Annotated in this window: 23 protein-coding genes; 12 read left to right on the top strand and 11 right to left on the bottom strand. The window is 55.0% G+C overall.

The genetic code is table 11. The features are described from left to right. Positions 1-301 precede the first annotated feature (301 nt). From ACODTZ_RS23000 to ACODTZ_RS22985, 4 genes are all read left to right on the top strand, one after another. Entirely contained in the window at positions 302-598 is a 297-nt protein-coding gene (locus ACODTZ_RS23000) for a hypothetical protein (RefSeq protein WP_489028366.1), read from the top strand. 65 nt (positions 599-663) lie between these two features. Continuing rightward, entirely contained in the window at positions 664-1,005 is a 342-nt protein-coding gene (locus tag ACODTZ_RS22995; protein WP_489028365.1) for a hypothetical protein, read from the top strand. Further along, the gene (locus tag ACODTZ_RS22990; RefSeq protein WP_489028363.1) at positions 1,002-1,331 is read left to right on the top strand and encodes a hypothetical protein; all 330 of its coding nucleotides are present in this window, start codon (positions 1,002-1,004) and stop codon (positions 1,329-1,331) included. The genes ACODTZ_RS22995 and ACODTZ_RS22990 overlap by 4 nt, the downstream gene beginning before the upstream one ends. Positions 1,332-1,782: 451 nt before the next feature. Beyond that, a complete protein-coding gene (locus tag ACODTZ_RS22985) occupies positions 1,783-2,895 on the top strand; it encodes a nucleotidyl transferase AbiEii/AbiGii toxin family protein (protein ID WP_489028361.1) in 1,113 nt (370 codons plus the stop codon). On the opposite strand, the gene ACODTZ_RS22980 is transcribed toward ACODTZ_RS22985, so the two are convergent. After that, positions 2,896-3,621, bottom strand: a complete 726-nt coding sequence (locus tag ACODTZ_RS22980) for a hypothetical protein (protein WP_489028359.1) — start codon at positions 3,619-3,621, stop codon at positions 2,896-2,898. Continuing rightward, positions 3,618-3,899, bottom strand: coding sequence for a hypothetical protein (locus ACODTZ_RS22975; protein ID WP_489028357.1), 282 nt, complete (start codon positions 3,897-3,899; stop codon positions 3,618-3,620). The genes ACODTZ_RS22980 and ACODTZ_RS22975 overlap by 4 nt, the downstream gene beginning before the upstream one ends. Positions 3,900-4,039: 140 nt before the next feature. Here ACODTZ_RS22975 and ACODTZ_RS22970 point away from each other — a divergent pair, with 140 nt between their 5' ends. Both ACODTZ_RS22970 and ACODTZ_RS22965 read left to right on the top strand, forming a co-directional pair. Next, entirely contained in the window at positions 4,040-5,044 is a 1,005-nt protein-coding gene (locus ACODTZ_RS22970; RefSeq protein WP_489028355.1) for a hypothetical protein, read from the top strand. Beyond that, on the top strand, positions 5,041-5,394 hold the full coding sequence (locus ACODTZ_RS22965; protein ID WP_489028353.1) for a hypothetical protein: 354 nt from the start codon (positions 5,041-5,043) through the stop codon (positions 5,392-5,394). The genes ACODTZ_RS22970 and ACODTZ_RS22965 overlap by 4 nt, the downstream gene beginning before the upstream one ends. Positions 5,395-5,527: 133 nt before the next feature. On the opposite strand, the gene ACODTZ_RS22960 is transcribed toward ACODTZ_RS22965, so the two are convergent. The 5 genes from ACODTZ_RS22960 to ACODTZ_RS22940 form a co-directional block, all read right to left on the bottom strand. Next, positions 5,528-6,100 (bottom strand): hypothetical protein, encoded by a 573-nt coding sequence (locus ACODTZ_RS22960; RefSeq protein ID WP_489028351.1) that lies wholly within the window; start codon positions 6,098-6,100, stop codon positions 5,528-5,530. Next, positions 6,097-6,642 (bottom strand): hypothetical protein, encoded by a 546-nt coding sequence (locus tag ACODTZ_RS22955; protein ID WP_489028349.1) that lies wholly within the window; start codon positions 6,640-6,642, stop codon positions 6,097-6,099. Before ACODTZ_RS22955 ends, ACODTZ_RS22960 begins: the two co-directional genes overlap by 4 nt. Before the next feature lie 17 nt (positions 6,643-6,659). Further along, a complete protein-coding gene (locus ACODTZ_RS22950) occupies positions 6,660-7,487 on the bottom strand; it encodes a hypothetical protein (protein ID WP_489028347.1) in 828 nt (275 codons plus the stop codon). A 114-nt stretch (positions 7,488-7,601) separates the two neighbouring features. Beyond that, positions 7,602-7,928 (bottom strand): hypothetical protein, encoded by a 327-nt coding sequence (locus ACODTZ_RS22945; protein ID WP_489028345.1) that lies wholly within the window; start codon positions 7,926-7,928, stop codon positions 7,602-7,604. Positions 7,929-7,996: 68 nt separating this feature from the next. Then, the gene (locus tag ACODTZ_RS22940; protein ID WP_489028343.1) at positions 7,997-8,608 is read right to left on the bottom strand and encodes a hypothetical protein; all 612 of its coding nucleotides are present in this window, start codon (positions 8,606-8,608) and stop codon (positions 7,997-7,999) included. 142 nt (positions 8,609-8,750) lie between these two features. Between ACODTZ_RS22940 and ACODTZ_RS22935 the strand changes: the two genes are divergently transcribed. The 6 genes from ACODTZ_RS22935 to ACODTZ_RS22910 all read left to right on the top strand — a co-directional run bounded on the left by ACODTZ_RS22935 (position 8,751) and on the right by ACODTZ_RS22910 (position 14,434). Next, positions 8,751-9,014 carry a hypothetical protein gene (locus tag ACODTZ_RS22935; RefSeq protein WP_489028341.1) on the top strand — a complete coding sequence of 88 codons (264 nt, stop codon included), beginning with the start codon at positions 8,751-8,753 and terminating at the stop codon, positions 9,012-9,014. Positions 9,015-11,050: 2,036 nt separating this feature from the next. Then, a protein-coding gene (locus ACODTZ_RS22930) for an IS630 family transposase (RefSeq protein ID WP_112950595.1) occupies positions 11,051-12,008 on the top strand; the annotation gives its coding sequence in 2 pieces (ribosomal slippage) (positions 11,051-11,392 and positions 11,394-12,008; 957 coding nt in all). Between the two features lie 51 nt (positions 12,009-12,059). Then, the gene (locus ACODTZ_RS22925) at positions 12,060-12,260 is read left to right on the top strand and encodes a hypothetical protein (protein WP_489028339.1); all 201 of its coding nucleotides are present in this window, start codon (positions 12,060-12,062) and stop codon (positions 12,258-12,260) included. Then, positions 12,254-12,457, top strand: a complete 204-nt coding sequence (locus tag ACODTZ_RS22920; protein WP_489028337.1) for a hypothetical protein — start codon at positions 12,254-12,256, stop codon at positions 12,455-12,457. The genes ACODTZ_RS22925 and ACODTZ_RS22920 overlap by 7 nt, the downstream gene beginning before the upstream one ends. 8 nt (positions 12,458-12,465) lie before the next feature. Continuing rightward, positions 12,466-13,014: a hypothetical protein gene (locus tag ACODTZ_RS22915; protein WP_489028335.1), complete on the top strand. Its 549-nt coding sequence runs from the start codon at positions 12,466-12,468 to the stop codon at positions 13,012-13,014. Between the two features lie 886 nt (positions 13,015-13,900). Beyond that, the gene (locus tag ACODTZ_RS22910; protein WP_489028333.1) at positions 13,901-14,434 is read left to right on the top strand and encodes a hypothetical protein; all 534 of its coding nucleotides are present in this window, start codon (positions 13,901-13,903) and stop codon (positions 14,432-14,434) included. 329 nt (positions 14,435-14,763) lie between these two features. Here the strand turns inward: ACODTZ_RS22910 and ACODTZ_RS22905 are convergent, their stop codons facing one another. The 4 genes from ACODTZ_RS22905 to ACODTZ_RS22890 all read right to left on the bottom strand — a co-directional run bounded on the left by ACODTZ_RS22905 (position 14,764) and on the right by ACODTZ_RS22890 (position 16,868). Continuing rightward, positions 14,764-15,150 carry a hypothetical protein gene (locus ACODTZ_RS22905; protein WP_489028331.1) on the bottom strand — a complete coding sequence of 129 codons (387 nt, stop codon included), beginning with the start codon at positions 15,148-15,150 and terminating at the stop codon, positions 14,764-14,766. Between the two features lie 71 nt (positions 15,151-15,221). After that, the gene (locus ACODTZ_RS22900; protein WP_489028329.1) at positions 15,222-15,344 is read right to left on the bottom strand and encodes a hypothetical protein; all 123 of its coding nucleotides are present in this window, start codon (positions 15,342-15,344) and stop codon (positions 15,222-15,224) included. A gap of 475 nt (positions 15,345-15,819) precedes the next feature. Further along, positions 15,820-16,293 carry a hypothetical protein gene (locus ACODTZ_RS22895; RefSeq protein ID WP_489028327.1) on the bottom strand — a complete coding sequence of 158 codons (474 nt, stop codon included), beginning with the start codon at positions 16,291-16,293 and terminating at the stop codon, positions 15,820-15,822. Between the two features lie 14 nt (positions 16,294-16,307). Further along, positions 16,308-16,868, bottom strand: a complete 561-nt coding sequence (locus ACODTZ_RS22890) for an SHOCT domain-containing protein (protein WP_489028325.1) — start codon at positions 16,866-16,868, stop codon at positions 16,308-16,310. Positions 16,869-17,257 lie beyond the last annotated feature (389 nt).

Below are 17,257 nucleotides of genomic sequence, written 5' to 3'. Positions count from 1 at the left end.
CCGGGCGGCGTGGGGAATGGCGCTTCAGGGCACCCCCCCATAATCTAAAAGAAATTCCGAAGGGATTTTTTTGAGATTTAGTATGCTTCACACGGACTGGACTTTGGCTTTTTCGCTGCCGCCAGCCAAGCTCGCTGAGCGAGGCGAGGAGAAAGAAACAAGAGGGTGCCACAATCTCCAAACTCCAGCAAGGCACAGCAAATTTCATTTGTGACTGTCACAATTAGCTTTGATATTTCCGCCGTTGGTGGTCTGCTGTTTGTGAAGCAGCAAGGCGGATGAGATGCGTAAGACTATCAACTTGAACAACATGAGCGACGAGCAGCGGCGCGACTATGACCGCGACCGTCAAGCTGAGTATCGGAAGCGGAAGCGCGAAGCGGTGAAGCTAGGGGCCGTCGCTCCCAATGAATCGCTGACCCGCGACCTGCTTGCCGATATCGCGATTGCCATGATCGCAACTTCAGCGCCTGGGTCGGAGACAATCACCACCGCCATCAATCTATACTATCAAGGAACGGGTTGGCCGATGCAGATCATTCGCAAAGCTAAGGCTGGAAAGCTGAAGCCGAAAGTCTTGCAGTCAACCCAGAAATAGCGGGTTCCTTGCATCGCCGCCGCATAACGTAGTGACGACACGTAGTGACGTGCGAGGAGATTGAGATGCCGCGACATGCGACAGGACGGAACGAGAAGCAGCGCCTTCGTCAGCAGCGCTACCGGATGAAGTTGAGCGCGATTGGCGAGCCGGAGGTAGCCGAGTTGGACACGGCAGCAGCTGTGGCGCTCGCGAGACTGGTGATCGATCTTGAAACGGGCAAAGCCGGGTCCGGCTCTAAGGACTTGCTGGACACGCTCCTGGGGTCGGCGGTCGATAGCTTGAAGAGCCGAGGCTACAACGGCCGCGCAGCCGGTCGCCTCATGCATCGCCGGTTGACGTGGTTGAAAGAGGGCATCAAGAACCCCAATGCGAGCTGGCTCCAGAAACAAGGTGTTCAACTATGAGCGAAGTCGATATCTCCCCCCGTTACTCCGTATCTACACAACAAAATTATCACACGTCACTTAGTGATGATCACCTGCGACGGGCTCACGAAGCTGTCCGGTACTTAGCTTCACTCGACCTGGACCGCGCTCATGAAGTCAACGGCCAAGGCTTCTCAAAGAGCGACACTCGCCTTGGCAACTCTTTAGCCAAATGGCCGACCGAGCTTGTCATCCGGCATTGGGCCTTCGGTTTGATCGCTGTGAAGCTAGCTCGCAAGTACCGCCGCCAGCTGCCGCCACGGCTCCTGGTCGACCAGCCTGTTCAATCGGCTCTCGACGTTTAGTTCTTGGTCAAAACCGCCGACCGTTGTCTCCTGATGCAAGACCTCAGGAGACGCGAATGAAGTCAATTGAGAACCGTTTGACGGCGGCGGGCACTGATGTTGATCCTTGCATCAAGCTCCGCCAGGACTCAGGATGAAGCTTCCCTGGCGCAAACGATCTTTTGCTTGCGCCCAACTGGCCTTGGCGCGTCCATTCGCTGCCGGGCCATCTTTTTTTGAGGGCGTGACCTTATGATCACTGCTGCCTTCAACTTCAGCGGACTTGCAGTCAACGGGAACTGGACGCAATTGGGCTCCCAGGTCCTGCCTCGCGCCATGGCTCAGCTGCTCAATGACCGCGTTCCAAGCTGGAGGCTTTGTCATTGCCAAAATCCGGAGATCGGTGACCGCCCTCGCCCACTTGGTTCATGAGCCGTCCGTAGCCATCGGCCGATGTCGCCGAACTCGTCGTATGCATCAGTTGATCGCACGCTCCTCCCAACAACAAAGCTCTAAGGGAGGAGCAATTATGGCCAACGTTGCCGACACTACATTCAATCAGGGCGTCAGCGTCCTCAACCGTATCCACGAAGCCGCCAAGGCTCTGGGCATCAATACTCAGTTCGCCGTCGAGCGTTTCGTGTGCGAAGAAATCTCTCGCGGCCTTTCTGCCGTTATGCCAGCGCGGCACTACGTGAAGGGCGGATGCATCTTTCCGCAAGTCAGTCGCGAGACCCGGGACCTCGACATCAGCTTTGTCCGCAAAGTCAGCGATGTCGAGATGGTACGCGCGATGCATGAGATTACGCCCCTGCTCGCAAAAGCCGGTATCGTGGTGACGAAAGTCCACACGCCCCGAACCTTGACCATCGGTGGCGAGGAGTGCCTGCGGATCGAGATCGAGGCAACGGTCGCGAAAGCGGCGATCAGGGTGAATGTGGACGCGACCGGCGGTATCGAGCACCAGCCGATCAACCTACCCAGATATTCCCAGGGCTCGACCTTCTTCAAGGGGCAGGTTCCGCTATCCGCTCATTTTCAAAGCTACGAAGCGCAGCTGGCTGATAAGCTTTCCTCCATTGTCTTGCGCTCGAACACGGCTAAATGGCGGCACCTCGCCGATGTCGCCATGCTTTCGGGCATGCGGCTGGATCAGGCCATTGTCGCTGAAGAGCTGGCTCACCGCATGCGGCAGCGGTTTGCTTCGCCAGCCGATATCATAGCCGCCCTGCCCGCGCTCCCATCCTCGCTGGACCCCCAGGCGAACGCCGAGAAGGCGCAGCCCTGGGCCCTTTGGGTTCAAAAGCACGGTAAGTCGATGACGCCCGATATCGACACGATGTTGGCAACATGCCGATCCACCTACACCGACATCCGTCAGATCATGCTCGGCAACTTCCAGCATAAGCTCCGCCCTCGGATAGGCCGGTTTGCGGCAACGTCTCAGGCCCAGGCGGTCGCTGAAATCCGGCGGACCGTATGGGGCAAGAGAGAGGACGACCGTCGCGAGACCAGCAACGTCATTCAGATGGGCGACTGGCGCGATCCGATAACGTTGGCGTTCCGGCCAAAATTCTCACGATGATCACCGCACCAGCGGTTTCAACTTACCCATCGCAACATCAAGCGCCGTTCCCAACGCAGCCCGGCGCTTTTCCAGTTCTTCCAGGGGCACGGTCGGTAACAGCCAAGGCAAATCCAGAGGACTTGTTGCCGCCTCTTCTTTCACGCGATGCTTCTCGATGCGATCCTCGAAAATCCTACGCGGGTTCCACTGCCCCCTCGCTAATTGAGGAACCTGATAGAGTCCGGTCAGCCTTGCGCTGATATCAAGAGCCTTCAGGCCGATTTCGGCATACAAGACCTCGCGCTCAAAGAAGACATCCCACGGATCGCCAAACTCCCACGTCGAGTCCAGTATCCTATCTGCCACGTCGATCTCGTTTGGCAGCGACCTTATCTGGTACTGCAGCTCCTTCGGAAAGACCTTCCACGGAAGGTCATCGGGGAATATGAGCATCGGGGTCTTCGCCGTAGCCTCCGGCATGCCATTTTCCGGGTTCTCGTGCCATCCATTCGTCACGACGTCGGAGCAGCCAGAGATAAACGTGTCGAGTTGGGTTGCCAACGAGAACGCTAGGACCTCCGCTTCACTTCGCTTGTTCCATTTGGCCGTCAGGTGCTCCCTGAGCCAGTTCAGCGCGAAGAGAACAATGCCGCCGCCGAGCGCGACCGCGAGACCCGTGAGGATTGTGGTCCATAAGGAAGTCGGAGGGGCACCGGCACCAAGACTGATCGATATCAGGTTCATGGAACGTCGGTCTTTTTATCATCCGGCCTCGCGTAGAGGTACCAAACCGCTATACCTACTGCGACCCCGGCGGCAACACACGCGAGCGCGACAACCCCGAACTCGCTACCGCCTCGGCAGTAGCCGTAGGCTCCTCGCTGCTCCAACTCTCCGCAGGCATCTTCCAGGTAGCCGTACATAATGCGAAGATTGGTGTCAGCGACCTGCCACGTTACCAGGAAAGCTATGTACGGCGTCGAAGCCTTGATCTTCGCCTTGATCGTTTCCGCAATCGACATCTCAGCCCCGAATCTACATTCCCCGGCTGCAACTCTAGCGGTCGCGATCTTTCTTGCAACGGCTACTTGCGCCGACGCGGTTTTGCGCCAACCATATTCTTCGAGCAAATAAACACGACGGAATAGGGACCGTCACGCCCATGAAGAAGCTCACCGCTAAGATTCGCGTTTGCGATTACTCCGTCCTCAATAACTCCTTTGAAATAAAATTTCAGCTGCGTCCGGCGTCGGTCGGCGGGCCGGAATTCTGCTTCACCGTCGACGAAAAGCTGCTGCGCATGACGGACGACACCGTCTTCGAGCTTCAGGGCCTGGGGTTGTCTGGCGCAGAGATCGACCAAGTCTACACTGAAGTCATCGAGTGGATCGGTAAAGATCGCGCCAAACTCGGCGGCGAATCTTGGGACCAGGTCATGTGGCGTCGCTGCAACACTGGCATGCAAGCGAAGGCAAACCGGGAAGCCGCTGAGCAAGAACGCCGTGGCAGGGCTGAAGCCGAGCGGATCGTCGTTGCGTCACCTCCTATGGATTTCGCACTGACCGCCCTTGATGAGCTGGAGGCCAATGCCATCATCGTTGACAGCCTTGAAACACTGACTAACGACCCAGCTTGGGAGCAGTCTGAGCCCGTCGTTGCTGCCGCTGCCGATATCCAGACGTCGGCCGCCGAGTACGCGACGGCGAAGATCACAGCAATGGAAGATGCTGGGCTCGGCGAAGAAACGGCTAAAGTCAAGATTACCGACCCCTGGGAAGTCGCGCCGCCTGATGAGCGACCCACGATGTTCGTCGACGCTCTCAATGCCGTCCTGCCACAGCTTGTCGATGAGGTTCAGACCATCGCAGATGTGCCGCTGTTTGGCTACCAACACGAAAAGCAGCTCTTAAATGACACCTTCCGAAAGATTTTCCAGGACGCGTTTAAGATTGCTGTCGCTGATCGACCTGTCGAAGATCGAGATGCTGAAGAGGCCAAGTACGAATACCGTAGTAAGATCGCAGAAGAACGAACGGGAAAGGCTGTGGACGAAATCCACACTCACATGATCCGGTTTCTCGATGACAAAATGAGCATGCGCGAGCACAATTTCATTCGGTCGATTATTCAAGAAGAGATCGAGAAGGTTGTGGGGAGCGTGCTATGACCACGATCAGTCAGCGATCCAAGAAACGCGTAGCTAAGCTCGGCGAGGTCTTCACCGCCGAGCGCGAGGTCAGCGCAATGTTGAACCTGCTTCCGAGTAGTGCATGGGATGACGTCGCGAAGACGTTCCTGGAGCCTTCTTGCGGCAACGGCAACTTCCTGGTCGCCATTTTGGACCGCAAGCTGGATTTGATCCAGGCCTCAACCCACAGCGGTCCGCACAAGGGCGAAATGATCAAGTGGGCCGTGTCTTCCATCTACGGGGTCGATATCATGGAGATAATGTGCACGAAGCACGCCTCCGTCTCTACAACCGGGTTGAAGAGCGTCTGTTTGATGTCCTTGGCCTAAAGTGGCCGTGGAGGCCGTTCTGGCTAGAGGTCTCCAATATCATGGCCGTCGTTGCTGATCTGCTTAAAAAACACATCGTAGTTGGCGACTTTCTGAAGGACTTTGACGAAATCGCGGCTCGCTGGTCGGCCGCTTACGCATCCTGATCGTCCCATTCAGGCGGCTGCTCAACCCAAAGCCTTTCCCGCTCCAGGAATAGATACCACTGCTCCGCCGTATCCCTGAAAAGCTCTATGACATTGATCTTGTCGCCACCGGGCTCAACCTGAATGTAGGCCATGGCGTATATGTTGGTGATGCGGTCGCCCGTCCATTCTAGCTTGGCTGTTGAGCCTGTTGACATACCGTGCATCACCGGGCCTATCGTGATCTCCACATGCTTAACGCTGTTTGCGATCTGACGGCAGAATTCGACACCGCCCATGCGGCTATTGTTGCGCTTGATAAAGCCTGCGATTGGGCCAAGTTCACCCTTCTTCGGCTTGGCACCCTTCTCGATTCCGGTCAGCCTGAGGTGCGCGTCAGCGTCAAGTTCATACAAGACCCAGTCCAAGATGTGACTAGCCGTCACCGCAGCATCAAACGCGGCATACTGTAACCCTTTGCTGCCCTTGGCTGACTGGAGACGTTCGATATCGTGAATGAGCTTCAGATAGAGGTCCGTCGCGGATCGCAGGCCAAAGGTTTTGTCAGGACGAGTCTTCACGGGGCGCTGTCGAAAAAGGACAGCATCACCATGCCGTCTAATCCAGGCGCAGCGTGTACTTGCTGGACCCCGAAATTCTTCGGCGACGAAAAGCCGATCAGTTCACCATTATAAACCGCTATGGTCGTGTTTCCCTGTTTCTGGTCCGCAATCTTGCGGACTTCGTAATTGGCTTCGATCCACGTACGAAGCGATTGTACGGCAGCGTCGTCCGCCTGCGTTAAAACCATGCATGAGTTGTTCGGTTGGCCGTCCACTACGCGACTAGCAAACGCAACAGCAAATGATTGCTGACCTTTGCCAATCAGCCAACCCGAAGTCGCATCAGGGGTGAGTGAGGGCAACATTTCAGCCTCCACCTTCAAGACCTTGGCCTCGAAAACGGCACCGGTCTGTTTGACGAAAGGCGCTATGTTTTTCTCATTCAGATGGCTGCCGATGCAGATATTTTCGAACAAGCCCTGAGTTGTCATCGTCGGTTGGTCGGCGAACGCCGACGTGGCACCTAGAACGGAGAGCGTCAAAATTGTAATAAATCGCATGTTCACTCGCTAAAATACTATTCTCTTTCGAGCCAGGATGGGCAGTCTTCCAATACTTCATCAGAAAATTTTGCCTGTGACATATAGGCAGTGATGACATCAATGAAAGGAATTATGTCTTTACATACACCTACGAGGTACTGCCTGTTCTCATCGATTGAACGACGACTGACATTTGAGTAGGTCAACTCCATTCCGCGAACGCCGGACTCGTTCATATTGATCGTCCAACCGATATAAATCCCAATCTTGCCGATGCCACTGCCAACTCTATCATTGACCACTGCGTCAAACATTTCCTCGGTTACGTCACGAAGCGCTCTGGGTGTAGATTGGTTTGCCGTTGCGATCTTTCGGTCATTTTTCCATATTTCAATGCCATGGACATGATCGAGCGGCGATTTTGAGTAATAGAACCCCTTCGCTCGCAATTCTGTCTCATAGTTGAATATAGGCTTCGTAATAATTCCGTTGCGCGACCTCTGAGCCGAGGTTGATCTATTTTTGTATGCGTTCATGCCCGCCGAGAATTGAGCAATAGATTGACGAATTTCTACAAGAGAAGCTTCGTCAGTATCTACTAATTCAAGCGCTGGAGCGAACTCATCAGCCAAGCGGCCTTGAATGATCACGTTTCCTGTAACCGATACAGCAAGAAAATCCTGACTAGATGTCGAGGTCAGGAAGGTCGCATCGCTATAGAGCGTTGAGATTTCCTGCATCGCGTCGGTGCGGAACTTTTGAAGTAGATTACCCTTGGCCTCCATACACATCCGATACTGATGCTGAAGCTGCAACCGCTCCCTTCCGTCCGGAGATATCAACTTCTTGAAAAGGTCAATCATTTTGTCACCACGATCACAATGTCATTCCAGCTACACCCTGAGTAGCGAACGAGTATGGACTATCTCTAAAACCTTGGAGATCGAGCTTGTAAGGCTTTGAGAATGGCCACATGTTCACTGCCTCGACAGAATTTTGACTTGGCGCTCCGTATCCGCGCACGCCAGCGCCATCTCAAAGTCGCCCCAGTAGGTCGTCTGGCATTTCGAGTAGTAGGCGACCTCATCTTTCCAAGCCGCGCCCTTGGTCTTCTGGTGGCTTTCCTCGAAAGTCCGCTTCGCCTTGATGAATTTTATCAGGGCGGGCATCTGAGTCTTTTCGCAGTAGATGGCCATGCCATCATCCCCACGCCACTTGTCAGCGCACCGGTCCTTCATGGCACGCACGGCGATTTCACGTTGCCGGGTTTCTTCCGGTGAGAAGGACCGATCTGGGTCTGGCATCGTAGATGTACCGGCTGACTGGCATGCTGTGAGTGTTAGAGCGGCAAGCAATGCGACGTATGGCTTCATCAAGCGACCACCGGGCTCGGCTGACCTGCCGCATTCGTAGCCAAGATTGCTTGCATCCGGCCGTGCCAGGCGTTCAGCTCATTCATCGTCAACGTCAGATCGCTGACCTTAGTGCCACCAGAGCCCAAGTGCTGGTGGAAAACGACCTCATATGTCGGCTGAATAAAGTCATTGACGTAGATCATCAGTGACAGCTTCGAAATCGTCTCAATTGAACGCTTTGAACCCGTCAAGCCACCCAACAACAGGCCTGCAGGACCCAGTAGAACGGCACCCACGGCAGCTCCGGCGACTTGACCGCCCCGATTGGTCTTCGTGAGGGAGTTCCCATCCCGATACACTTCAACGGCAGTGAGCTGCGAGAAATCGAAGATTTTTGGTGTGTTGTCGCCTTGGAGGATCGCAAATTTCCTGCGTGTACCGTCGATGGCAATGCCCAGTTTTCCAAATGCCGATCCGTGGATAACCTCGGCTGTAAAATCGGATTGGGAAAGCCTCCCCCGCTGGCGATCCGTGGCCTTCTTCTTTGCGTTCTCCACCATAACCGCAATTGTGATCATGACTGCCATGAAAGCAACGATAGCAAGCATAATCATCGGAATGTCGTCCATGCCCAACCCCAAACTAGAATCCAAAGAATTCACTCAGAAATTGCACAAAATGCAATATCATTCCATAGATTTGAACTGGGTTTCGAGCGAAAAATGTTGAGGGACCGATGGGATCGGCGTGTACTTCTGTGGAGTGTGATGGATGACTGAATACACGAACGAATACAGCCCCGTCGAAATCCTTGGGCCCGGCCCATTGTCGGAACGCTTCACTCGCGTGCGCATGGATGATGTGCCTGCCTACCTGAACGACCAGCCCGCCGAATACCTCGTGTTCGCGGACACGCTGCGGCATCGCATGGAGCAGCCGCATCCGCTCGACGTGCGTGAGCTGAAAGTGCTGAGCAGTGAAACAATGGCTACAGAGGACGGGTCTGTGTCTTTGACATTTAAGGTGAAGGGATGAGCCAATGCAGGGGTCGCAACCGATATGGCGAAGATGTCGTCATATCTGATCGAGGCTATAACGGAGTTCGCTCAACGCCTTTGCATTACACAGTCTGGCGTAACTCGCTGTCGATTTATCACGTCTCTACGGTTGATCTGACGTTCAACCCTAACGGCACGCCTCAACATGGGTATGACATTGTCTTCCTAGATGAAGATTGCCCGCTATTCCAGTCAAGCAGTGGGAGCAAAACGCAACGCCTGCCGAAAAAATAGCTACCGGGGACCTTGGCACTTATCGCGCCATGCGGTGGATTGGAGGCCGCATCTGGTCTCCGGATCGGACATTTTCAAATCCAGTTCAGCATCAGCACCATGGATCGAAAACTCTTCACCATTGAATCTTGCAGTCCCCAAGACCCCAGTATTTTCAAGTAATTTCGGAAACATTGTTACATGGCGAAATCGTCCCGTAAGAGCGACCCACTGCTGAAATCAGCCGACGTCGACGATCAATTCTCAGCACCCCTCGATTCCGATTCGAGCGCTCGACGGCCATGGGCCTCTTTTACAGTGTCTTCCAGGATTACGCTGAAAAGGCCGCCGCCACCCAGGCCGCACGCGCCGCAAACGACAACAAGGATTCCGATGTGGCAACACCAGCTCTGACGTTGAAGGATTTCCTGGAGCAATACGCACAGGCGGTCCGTGCCGGAAAGATTACGCCGCAGCCAGAGACGAAGCTGCTGTCCGTAGCATGTTCGGCCTACCCGTCATGTCGCCGGAAGTCGCCAGCTGCTGGCAGACCCAGAACGGGGTCCGTCAGCCAATTACCCTCACCCAACAAGGGAGTCAGGGCGGCGGCTTCAGTGGCTTCGATCAGCCACCCAACGATCCGGCGGCAGCTGCGGATACAGCCTTTGCGGACACAGAATAGGTTGCAATGTCTTAATCGGGCGGCGCTATTCGAAGGCATCGCAACCTGGTGAACGGATGATGGACCTTTTTCGAGACGTCGCAAATAACTTTAAGCACATCATCACTCCGTCCCTCGTTGCAATCTACGCTCCGCACGAAACCCGTGACGGGCTGATATTTCAGAGTGGGACCGGGTATCTCGTTCGATACAATGGGAGGCCTGTTGTAGTAACGGCGCTACATACTCTCTATGGCGAAAGCGGAAACGATGACCCCGCAGAGAAAAGCTTCTTCTGGGATGGAAAACTCCACCGCGTAGGCGATCCGCCACGAGATATCTACAAAGCTGCTGCGGTCGATATTGCAGTCTTTTATGCTGACGAGCTTGCCACCAAATCGCAGCTGGACCCCGCGTGGCTCATAATGCCTACACATCCTATACCTTACCTGACTATCGGTGGTTATCTTGCTCGCGACTTCAATCGAGATGGCACGGGATTGCGCCCGGCACTGCGAATCCACACCGACATACGCGTTGCGCCGTCAGAGGGACCCGGCTTCGTTTCGCTCAGGTACACTCGCCGTCGGAATCTGGACACGTTCACTGGTCAACGCCTCCAAGCTGCGCCCCGTCCGAAAGGACTATCGGGCGGCTTAATGGTAGACAGTCTGAGCCTCCTAGAGGGACGGCCGCGCGTTGTCGGGACGTTCACCGACCTAGTTAACGGCGAGGCTTTCGGACCGAGCTCGTCGGCGACCCAGGTACTTTTGGCGTCGATGTAAATTTTCTTGCGGCTACCATCGAATCTTGCAGCCACCGCTGCGCAGACTGCTCCCAGGATATTTTCAGAGAGCAGGAATGCCCGCATCCAAGAACCGACTGGAGTACCGCTAAGCAAACGCGCGTTTGCTGGCCTCCCCGCGTCCGTTGATGTTGCTTCCTTCAGCGCCGAGATCGTCATCACGACCGAAACGCCAGTGCGGACTTGGATTCCCGATCCACGGATATCGAACCCTGAGGTCGAGGACTGCGGCTATATTGAAGTCGATGAGGTCCTAGAGCGTCGGGCAGTTTCTTTGAATCTGACGATTCCCCTGGCTTCGATTTTATGATTCAACATGGCAGGAGGACTTGCCATGTCTCGCGCCTATTCTTCGGACCTTCGCCAACGGATTGTTGATGCGATCACGCAAGGCCAAACGCGTCGGGCAGCCGCTGCTGCTTTCAAAGTCTCGCCCGCCACGGCTGTTCGGCTTAAGCAGCGGGCGGATCGAACGGGCTCGGTCGAGCCCTCCCGGCGCGGTCGGCCCAGCGGCAGCGGCAAATTGGGCCCGGTCCGGGATGCCATTATCGCCAAGGTAGAGGCGCAACCGGATATAACCATGCCCGACCTGGCGGCTTGGCTGGTAGAGCATCATGGTGTGAAAGCTGATCCTTCGAACCTGTCGAAGCTTCTTTGCCGGGCGGGCTTCAGCTTTAAAAAAAACACTGCTGGCATCGGAACGCGCACGCGCCGATGTGCGCCGGGAGCGCGATGAGTGGCGCAAACGTCGCCAACCCGCTATGCAACAGAGCCCCGGACGTCTCGTCTTCGTAGATGAGACTTCGGTCAAGACCAACATGACACCACTGCGTGGCCGTAGCATCAAGGGCAAGCGCCTTCAGGCGGATGCGCCTTTCGGCAAATGGCACACCCAAACCTTTGTCGCCGGTCTGCGCTGCGATGGCATCACGGCACCCTTTGTCGTCGATGGGGCCATGGATGGAGCCAAGTTCGACACCTATGTGCGAACTCAACTCGCACCGACGCTTGAACCAGGCGACGTGGTGATCTGGGATAACCTCAACGTCCACAAGAGCCCCCGAGCAGCGGCGGCCATCGCTGAGCGGAAGGCATGGATACTCTTCCTGCCGCGATATTCGCCAGACAACAATCCGATTGAAATGGCCTTTTCGAAGCTCAAGGCACTCTTGCGAAAAATGAAAGCAAGGACTTATGACGATCTCTGGAAAGCCGTCGGAAAGGTTTGCGACCTATTCACGCCGCAAGAGTGCTGGAACTATTTCCGCCAGGCCGGATGCGTTGCACATTAATCGCCCGAGGCTCTAGTGGCCACAGGAATGGATTTCAGCCGCACACGCGGCATGCCCCTTCTTGACAATTACGACACCTGGACCGGCATTCGCTCGCAAATCGGCCGCGCCGACAACGTGCGGATCGAAGGCGTCAGCATCGTCGGCACCGCAGTCCTGTCCAACAAGGACGCGCATCTGATCACGGATATCTCCGAAGGTTTCTTCTTGAGGCCGAGCTGGTCGAGCGGGCCGATGACGTTCCGTTGCTGATGGTGACGCGGTGGACGCTGCACGAAGCCAGCCTGGTGCCGGTCGGTGCGGACCCCAATGCTTTCGTTCGCGGACAGCGAACCTTCCCGAAGCCTTACACCAAAGTCCGGGCTCCAGAAACCCAACCTCAGGAGAAGAAACCCATGGAACTCGAAGAACTGGTGACAGCCGCCGAGGATATGCCACCAGAAGGCTGAAGCGTTCAGTGCAGAAGCGGGCACGCTGCGCCATTATTCAAGCCGAGACTTCGTGGCTGACCGCCCGTGAGATGACTTGCGCCGACGAGGCTCGCGTAGAGAACCGAAACCTGCCGGGCGGTGAGCCAGCGGGCAAGATCATCTATGTGGAACTGCGGATCGAAGGCGCTCGACCTTCCGCAATGGTCAAGATAGCGCCGTCCGTCGGAACCGGATTGCCACCGGCCGCTCCCGTCGATGGCCAGCAGCAGACTGCAGATATCGTCAATTCCGTTCGTGCTCCAGCAGTGAACGCGCCAGTCAACGCCTTCGCCTTGGTGATCACCACCCCTCGAATCCTTGAGATAGAGAATAAAGTCGATGAGCAGGCCGGTTACGCTTTTAATGCGAGTTCCTTCGGTGAAGACCCTCAGAAGGCTATTGAGGATAACAAGACAAGGATTCGCGTCTATTACGAACCGTTGCGTCAGGAGGATTTGATCACCCGCCGCCTCACTGCCACTACAGCGCCGATCTACGTCCGCAAAGGACTCGACCTCAATCCGCAGATGCCATGACCAGCAGTGCAGCAATCTTGAGAGGCTTCGTCAGCCAGCAAATTTTGAAAGACCAACTGACCCGACCGCGTCAACGCAGGACTTTGATCGGCACCCCTACCCATGACCATGGAACGGGGCTTGTCATTGGAGACGGCAGCTCTGTTGTCTCCTACTACGTGATCCGAACGGCTGTAAATTACACGCCACCGGATCGATGATTCGGTCCAATCGTCAACCGCCTCAAGCCAAAGAATCGGGTCAGACGCTAATACGTCTGTATAAACTCTGCTGAATTGCCTCTCGCTCCACAGAAATGCACCGCGAAACCTGTGGATAACGGCGCTGTAAGCGTTTGATAAGGCTCAAGTTTTTTCGGAGACCCGAGAATTGCTTGTTAATACTATTTTGAGTGCTTGCGTCAATTCCCCGAGGCTGCCTACAGTACATGGGTCAACTCAAGCATAGGAGGCCAAAATGGTCTGGAAGCTTCTGTTGGCGGCAGCGTTCTTGATTGTGTCCGTACACTACGCCGGTCACGGCATCGGGCTCATAAAAGAAACCGTCTCAGCTAAACACCGAGACGGTTCTGATGTAGCAGAGTAAGGATGTTGCCACCCTCGGGGATCAGGTCTAGGACGCCTGGTCCCCTTGCTCTGTAAGCACAGCTTTCAACAAATCCTTTGTCAAGTCAAACTTAACAAGACTCTGAGTGGGATTTTTCCCACTTGGAGTCAAGGATTAGAACGCAAATCCCCTGTCGCCTGTGGATTGAGTCCTGACAGAAAAGAAATTCCAGTCCTCGTAGAATTTCTCCACAACTGAATCCTTCAAGTTCGATGTCAACAATTAGCTATTTGATGGACTCAGTGGCATTCTGGGGCCACCAGAATTCAGAGAACTCGCCATGTTCCGGAAGATCACCAAGCTATTTTCGAAGACCCCACCCGCTCTGCAGGAGCCCACCCAGCCTTCGATGCCTCCTGAGGAATTGGCGGCATTCGAGAAGGGCCGTGAGATTTCCCAGACACAAATCACTCAGATCGAGCATTACATCGGCTGGCGGTTCGACCAAATCCGCGCCGGATATCTTCAAATTATTCAGAAGCAGTTCGACCGGGCAAGGGACCAAGAGGAATATTCGCCGCTGCTGGTCGCCCGCGTCGAATATTCCGAGTATCTTGAGAACGTGAAGAAGGCGCAAGACAGGCTGAAAGCCGAGGTGTTCCAGCATCACCATGAATGGTCGGAGTTGAACAAACAGCTCGGCGTCGAGGACCTTATCGAGAAGTGGCTGGACCAAACACTCAGCGACAAGTTTTCCGGACTGAGCCTGGAAGGCTTGACGGTGATGACCGATAACGCCGACATTCTGAAGCGAGCCGATGGCAACTGGCGTGCTCGGAACCCGGCACTCGCGGCTCAGCAGCCACTCGATTAATCTTCCGGTTGAGCCTCGAACCTTGCAGCGCCATCTGCACCAATGGGCAGATCACGCACTCCCTGTTGACCAGTCCTTGCATGCCAGTCGATGAAAGCTACGGGAACGATCTCGCCGCCAGACTTCGATCAGTCTACGGCTTCAGGGGAGGACGCGACGAGGGCTGCTCAGCTTCAAGCTCTTCTCATCGAAATCGACCCAGACAGCACCACCAAGGCTCACGGTCACGCCATCCAGTATCCAAACGGTCACGTCGTTCTTTGCCTGATGCATCCTGACGGACGATACGAACCGAGCGGTCCTCGGCAGGGTTCCTTGGAGCGACCGGACTATCTGCTGGAAGCTGCCTGACGAGTGATCTTCCGATCCACATCATCGACGGCGTTCTCAATCACACGCATCATCTGTTCTGTTTCGCGTCTGAGAGCGCCCATCGCTTGTAGCTGTTCTTCGTGATTGCGCTGCATGCGGTCGAGCCTGTTCTGAACCTCTTTAGTGCCAGCGTGCGGCGACATGCCAGCGCCCCACATGAGAATCATTGTGTAGAAGCTGAAGATCGCCAAGATGATAAGCCCGGAGTCGCTGGTCAAGAGCCAGGTCCAGCCTTGCACGTAAAGTTTGAACGAGAGCAAAGCCCAGAAACCTAGATGGCTTATCAGACACCACCAGAGAACAAAGTTCTCGATGCCTCTCTCGATCTTTTTGACTGCGCTCATATTGCTCCCCTCAACGCTGTCTGCGACGATAGCCGCAATTAGTGAGCGCCGCTATTAGCTATTGTGCTGAACTACTTGATCAGCTCGCAGTTGGCCTTCCGGTATGCAGTCTCGCCAATCGTTTTCAGCAGTTCCTTGTCAGTGATCCACTTGTCGGGTGCCAACGGCATTCCGCTTGCGTCGTTCTCAGCCATGTCGCGATAGGTGTCGGTGGTGATCGCTTCGAAAATACGGCCTGCAGAGAAGTCGGTGGTCGGACCCTGAACAGACCAACGAACGTTAATCGGGACATACTTTCAGACTTCCTCGCGGGTGATCCGGTCCGCTCGAAGGGCATCGACGAACTTGCGGGAAGCGTCGAGACCGACATTGAAGAACCGCTCTGCCTCACTCTTACGGTCGGCATTCGATGCATAGCGAAGCGCTGAAAGGCGGTTAACGCATACCTGCCCAACTTCGCATCTTCCTCGGTTGCGTGAGCTGACGATGCCAGCAGCAGTGCAGCGGTTGCAAAAATGGTGCGCATTCGAGTACCCGGATTGGAGGGATGTTATTTGAACGGACGTTCCCGCTCAATCGCCATCTCAAGCAACGTGAGCGCCATTGCAACCGGTCCAGCGTCGATTACGCCCGAGTGTTCATCTTATAGCGATATAGGTTCTCATACTTTTAGAATGCATTCCCCTCGCAGAATTCCTTTTTGAGATAGGTGAGCGCATTTCTCGCTCTGTCGATGTTCCCACCGTATGGACTGACAATACTGTCCATACATTCGTCCCCGAGTTTAGCGCCACAGGTGTTAGAGAACCTAACCTCCCACAGGCCAATAGTTGTGTCACGTATCTCGTAGGCGGTCGTGTAGTCGACCAGCACCTCGATTTTCATCTCAGGTGTCGACACGCGATAACGGAATACACAGTCGCTATCACGGGTGACCTTGAGATGCGAAATCTTTCCATCTTTAAAAGTAATGTCGTATTCGGCACCCTCGTCGCTCCTCAACAGCCTGAAGGAAACGTCGTCATGCGATGTCTTGTCCTCAGCACTATAAATCAAATATGCCGCAGTTTCCTCTGCTGTTTGGGCAGCATAGACACACGTAGGCGACATGGCCGCAATAAAAGCGAAATGGGCGAAACGCATCATAAACCCTTTAGTTATGGGGTTGGTTCGGCAAAGCCGTGGACCGGTTCCCCGTTGATGTTGCCGTTCATGGCGTAGCAGTCACTGTTACGAACTAGCGCTGTCGCCACTTCAACGTTCTTGCCGCCGAAGCCATTGTTTGCGCGATACTTCATCTCGACGCGGTGGAACCCGCTCTTGTCTACCGGAGTGATGCCGGTCGCGACGTGCTCGTAGCTGTCGGGGTCACGGAGCCGTTGCTGCACAGCCTTCACAAGAGGCCCGTAAGAGCCGTCATAGACTGAAAGGCAATGAAAGCCCTTCGCGCGATCACTCGTTGCCTCTTCCTTCTTCTTAGGATCGGGGAGGAAGATAGAAAGCAAGGTTGCGCCCACCAGCAACCCCATGAAGACCTTACCCGTGCGGGTTACCCTGCCGCCTGTTTGAATGAAAGGATTCTGGGCGACTTTGGCGTTTGGCCTTTGGAGACGCGAGTGGGAAACTTCGCCAAGTAGACGTTTGGCTTCGTGAAACTCCTCGGCCGACAGCTCCCCACGAGCCCGCATCGCGGCCAACTCTGCAACTGACTTGTCCATGTATCTGTGCCCTCTCCACAATCACAGATACAAATTTCAAGCGTTTTCGCAAGGTGCCAGAAAGTCAGCAAGACAAAACCGCAGCTGACGGCGGTTTCATCGGAAGTAGAGTGCTGGGGTTAATAAAATTGCTTCCACCGTCATCACCACAAGGATAGACCTCTGGTGTGGACCGATCCCAGGAGACCCGGAGGAACGATCTGTTTGTGTGATCGACGTGTGCGATGAGAACGAAGTTGCCATACGGACCCATGCTTGGGTGTCCCGAAGTGAAGAAGAAGGCCGACGCTTTTGTGAGCAGGCTTTTTTCCGCCTCAAGAGCAGTCGTCCAACTTTGATTAAAGAGAGCCAAGACGCTCATTGATAAGGGGTGTCGCATGTCGCACGGC

It is taken from the genome of Rhizobium sp. FG113, from assembly GCF_057809895.1.
This window is presented reverse-complemented; position numbering and strand designations above follow the sequence as displayed.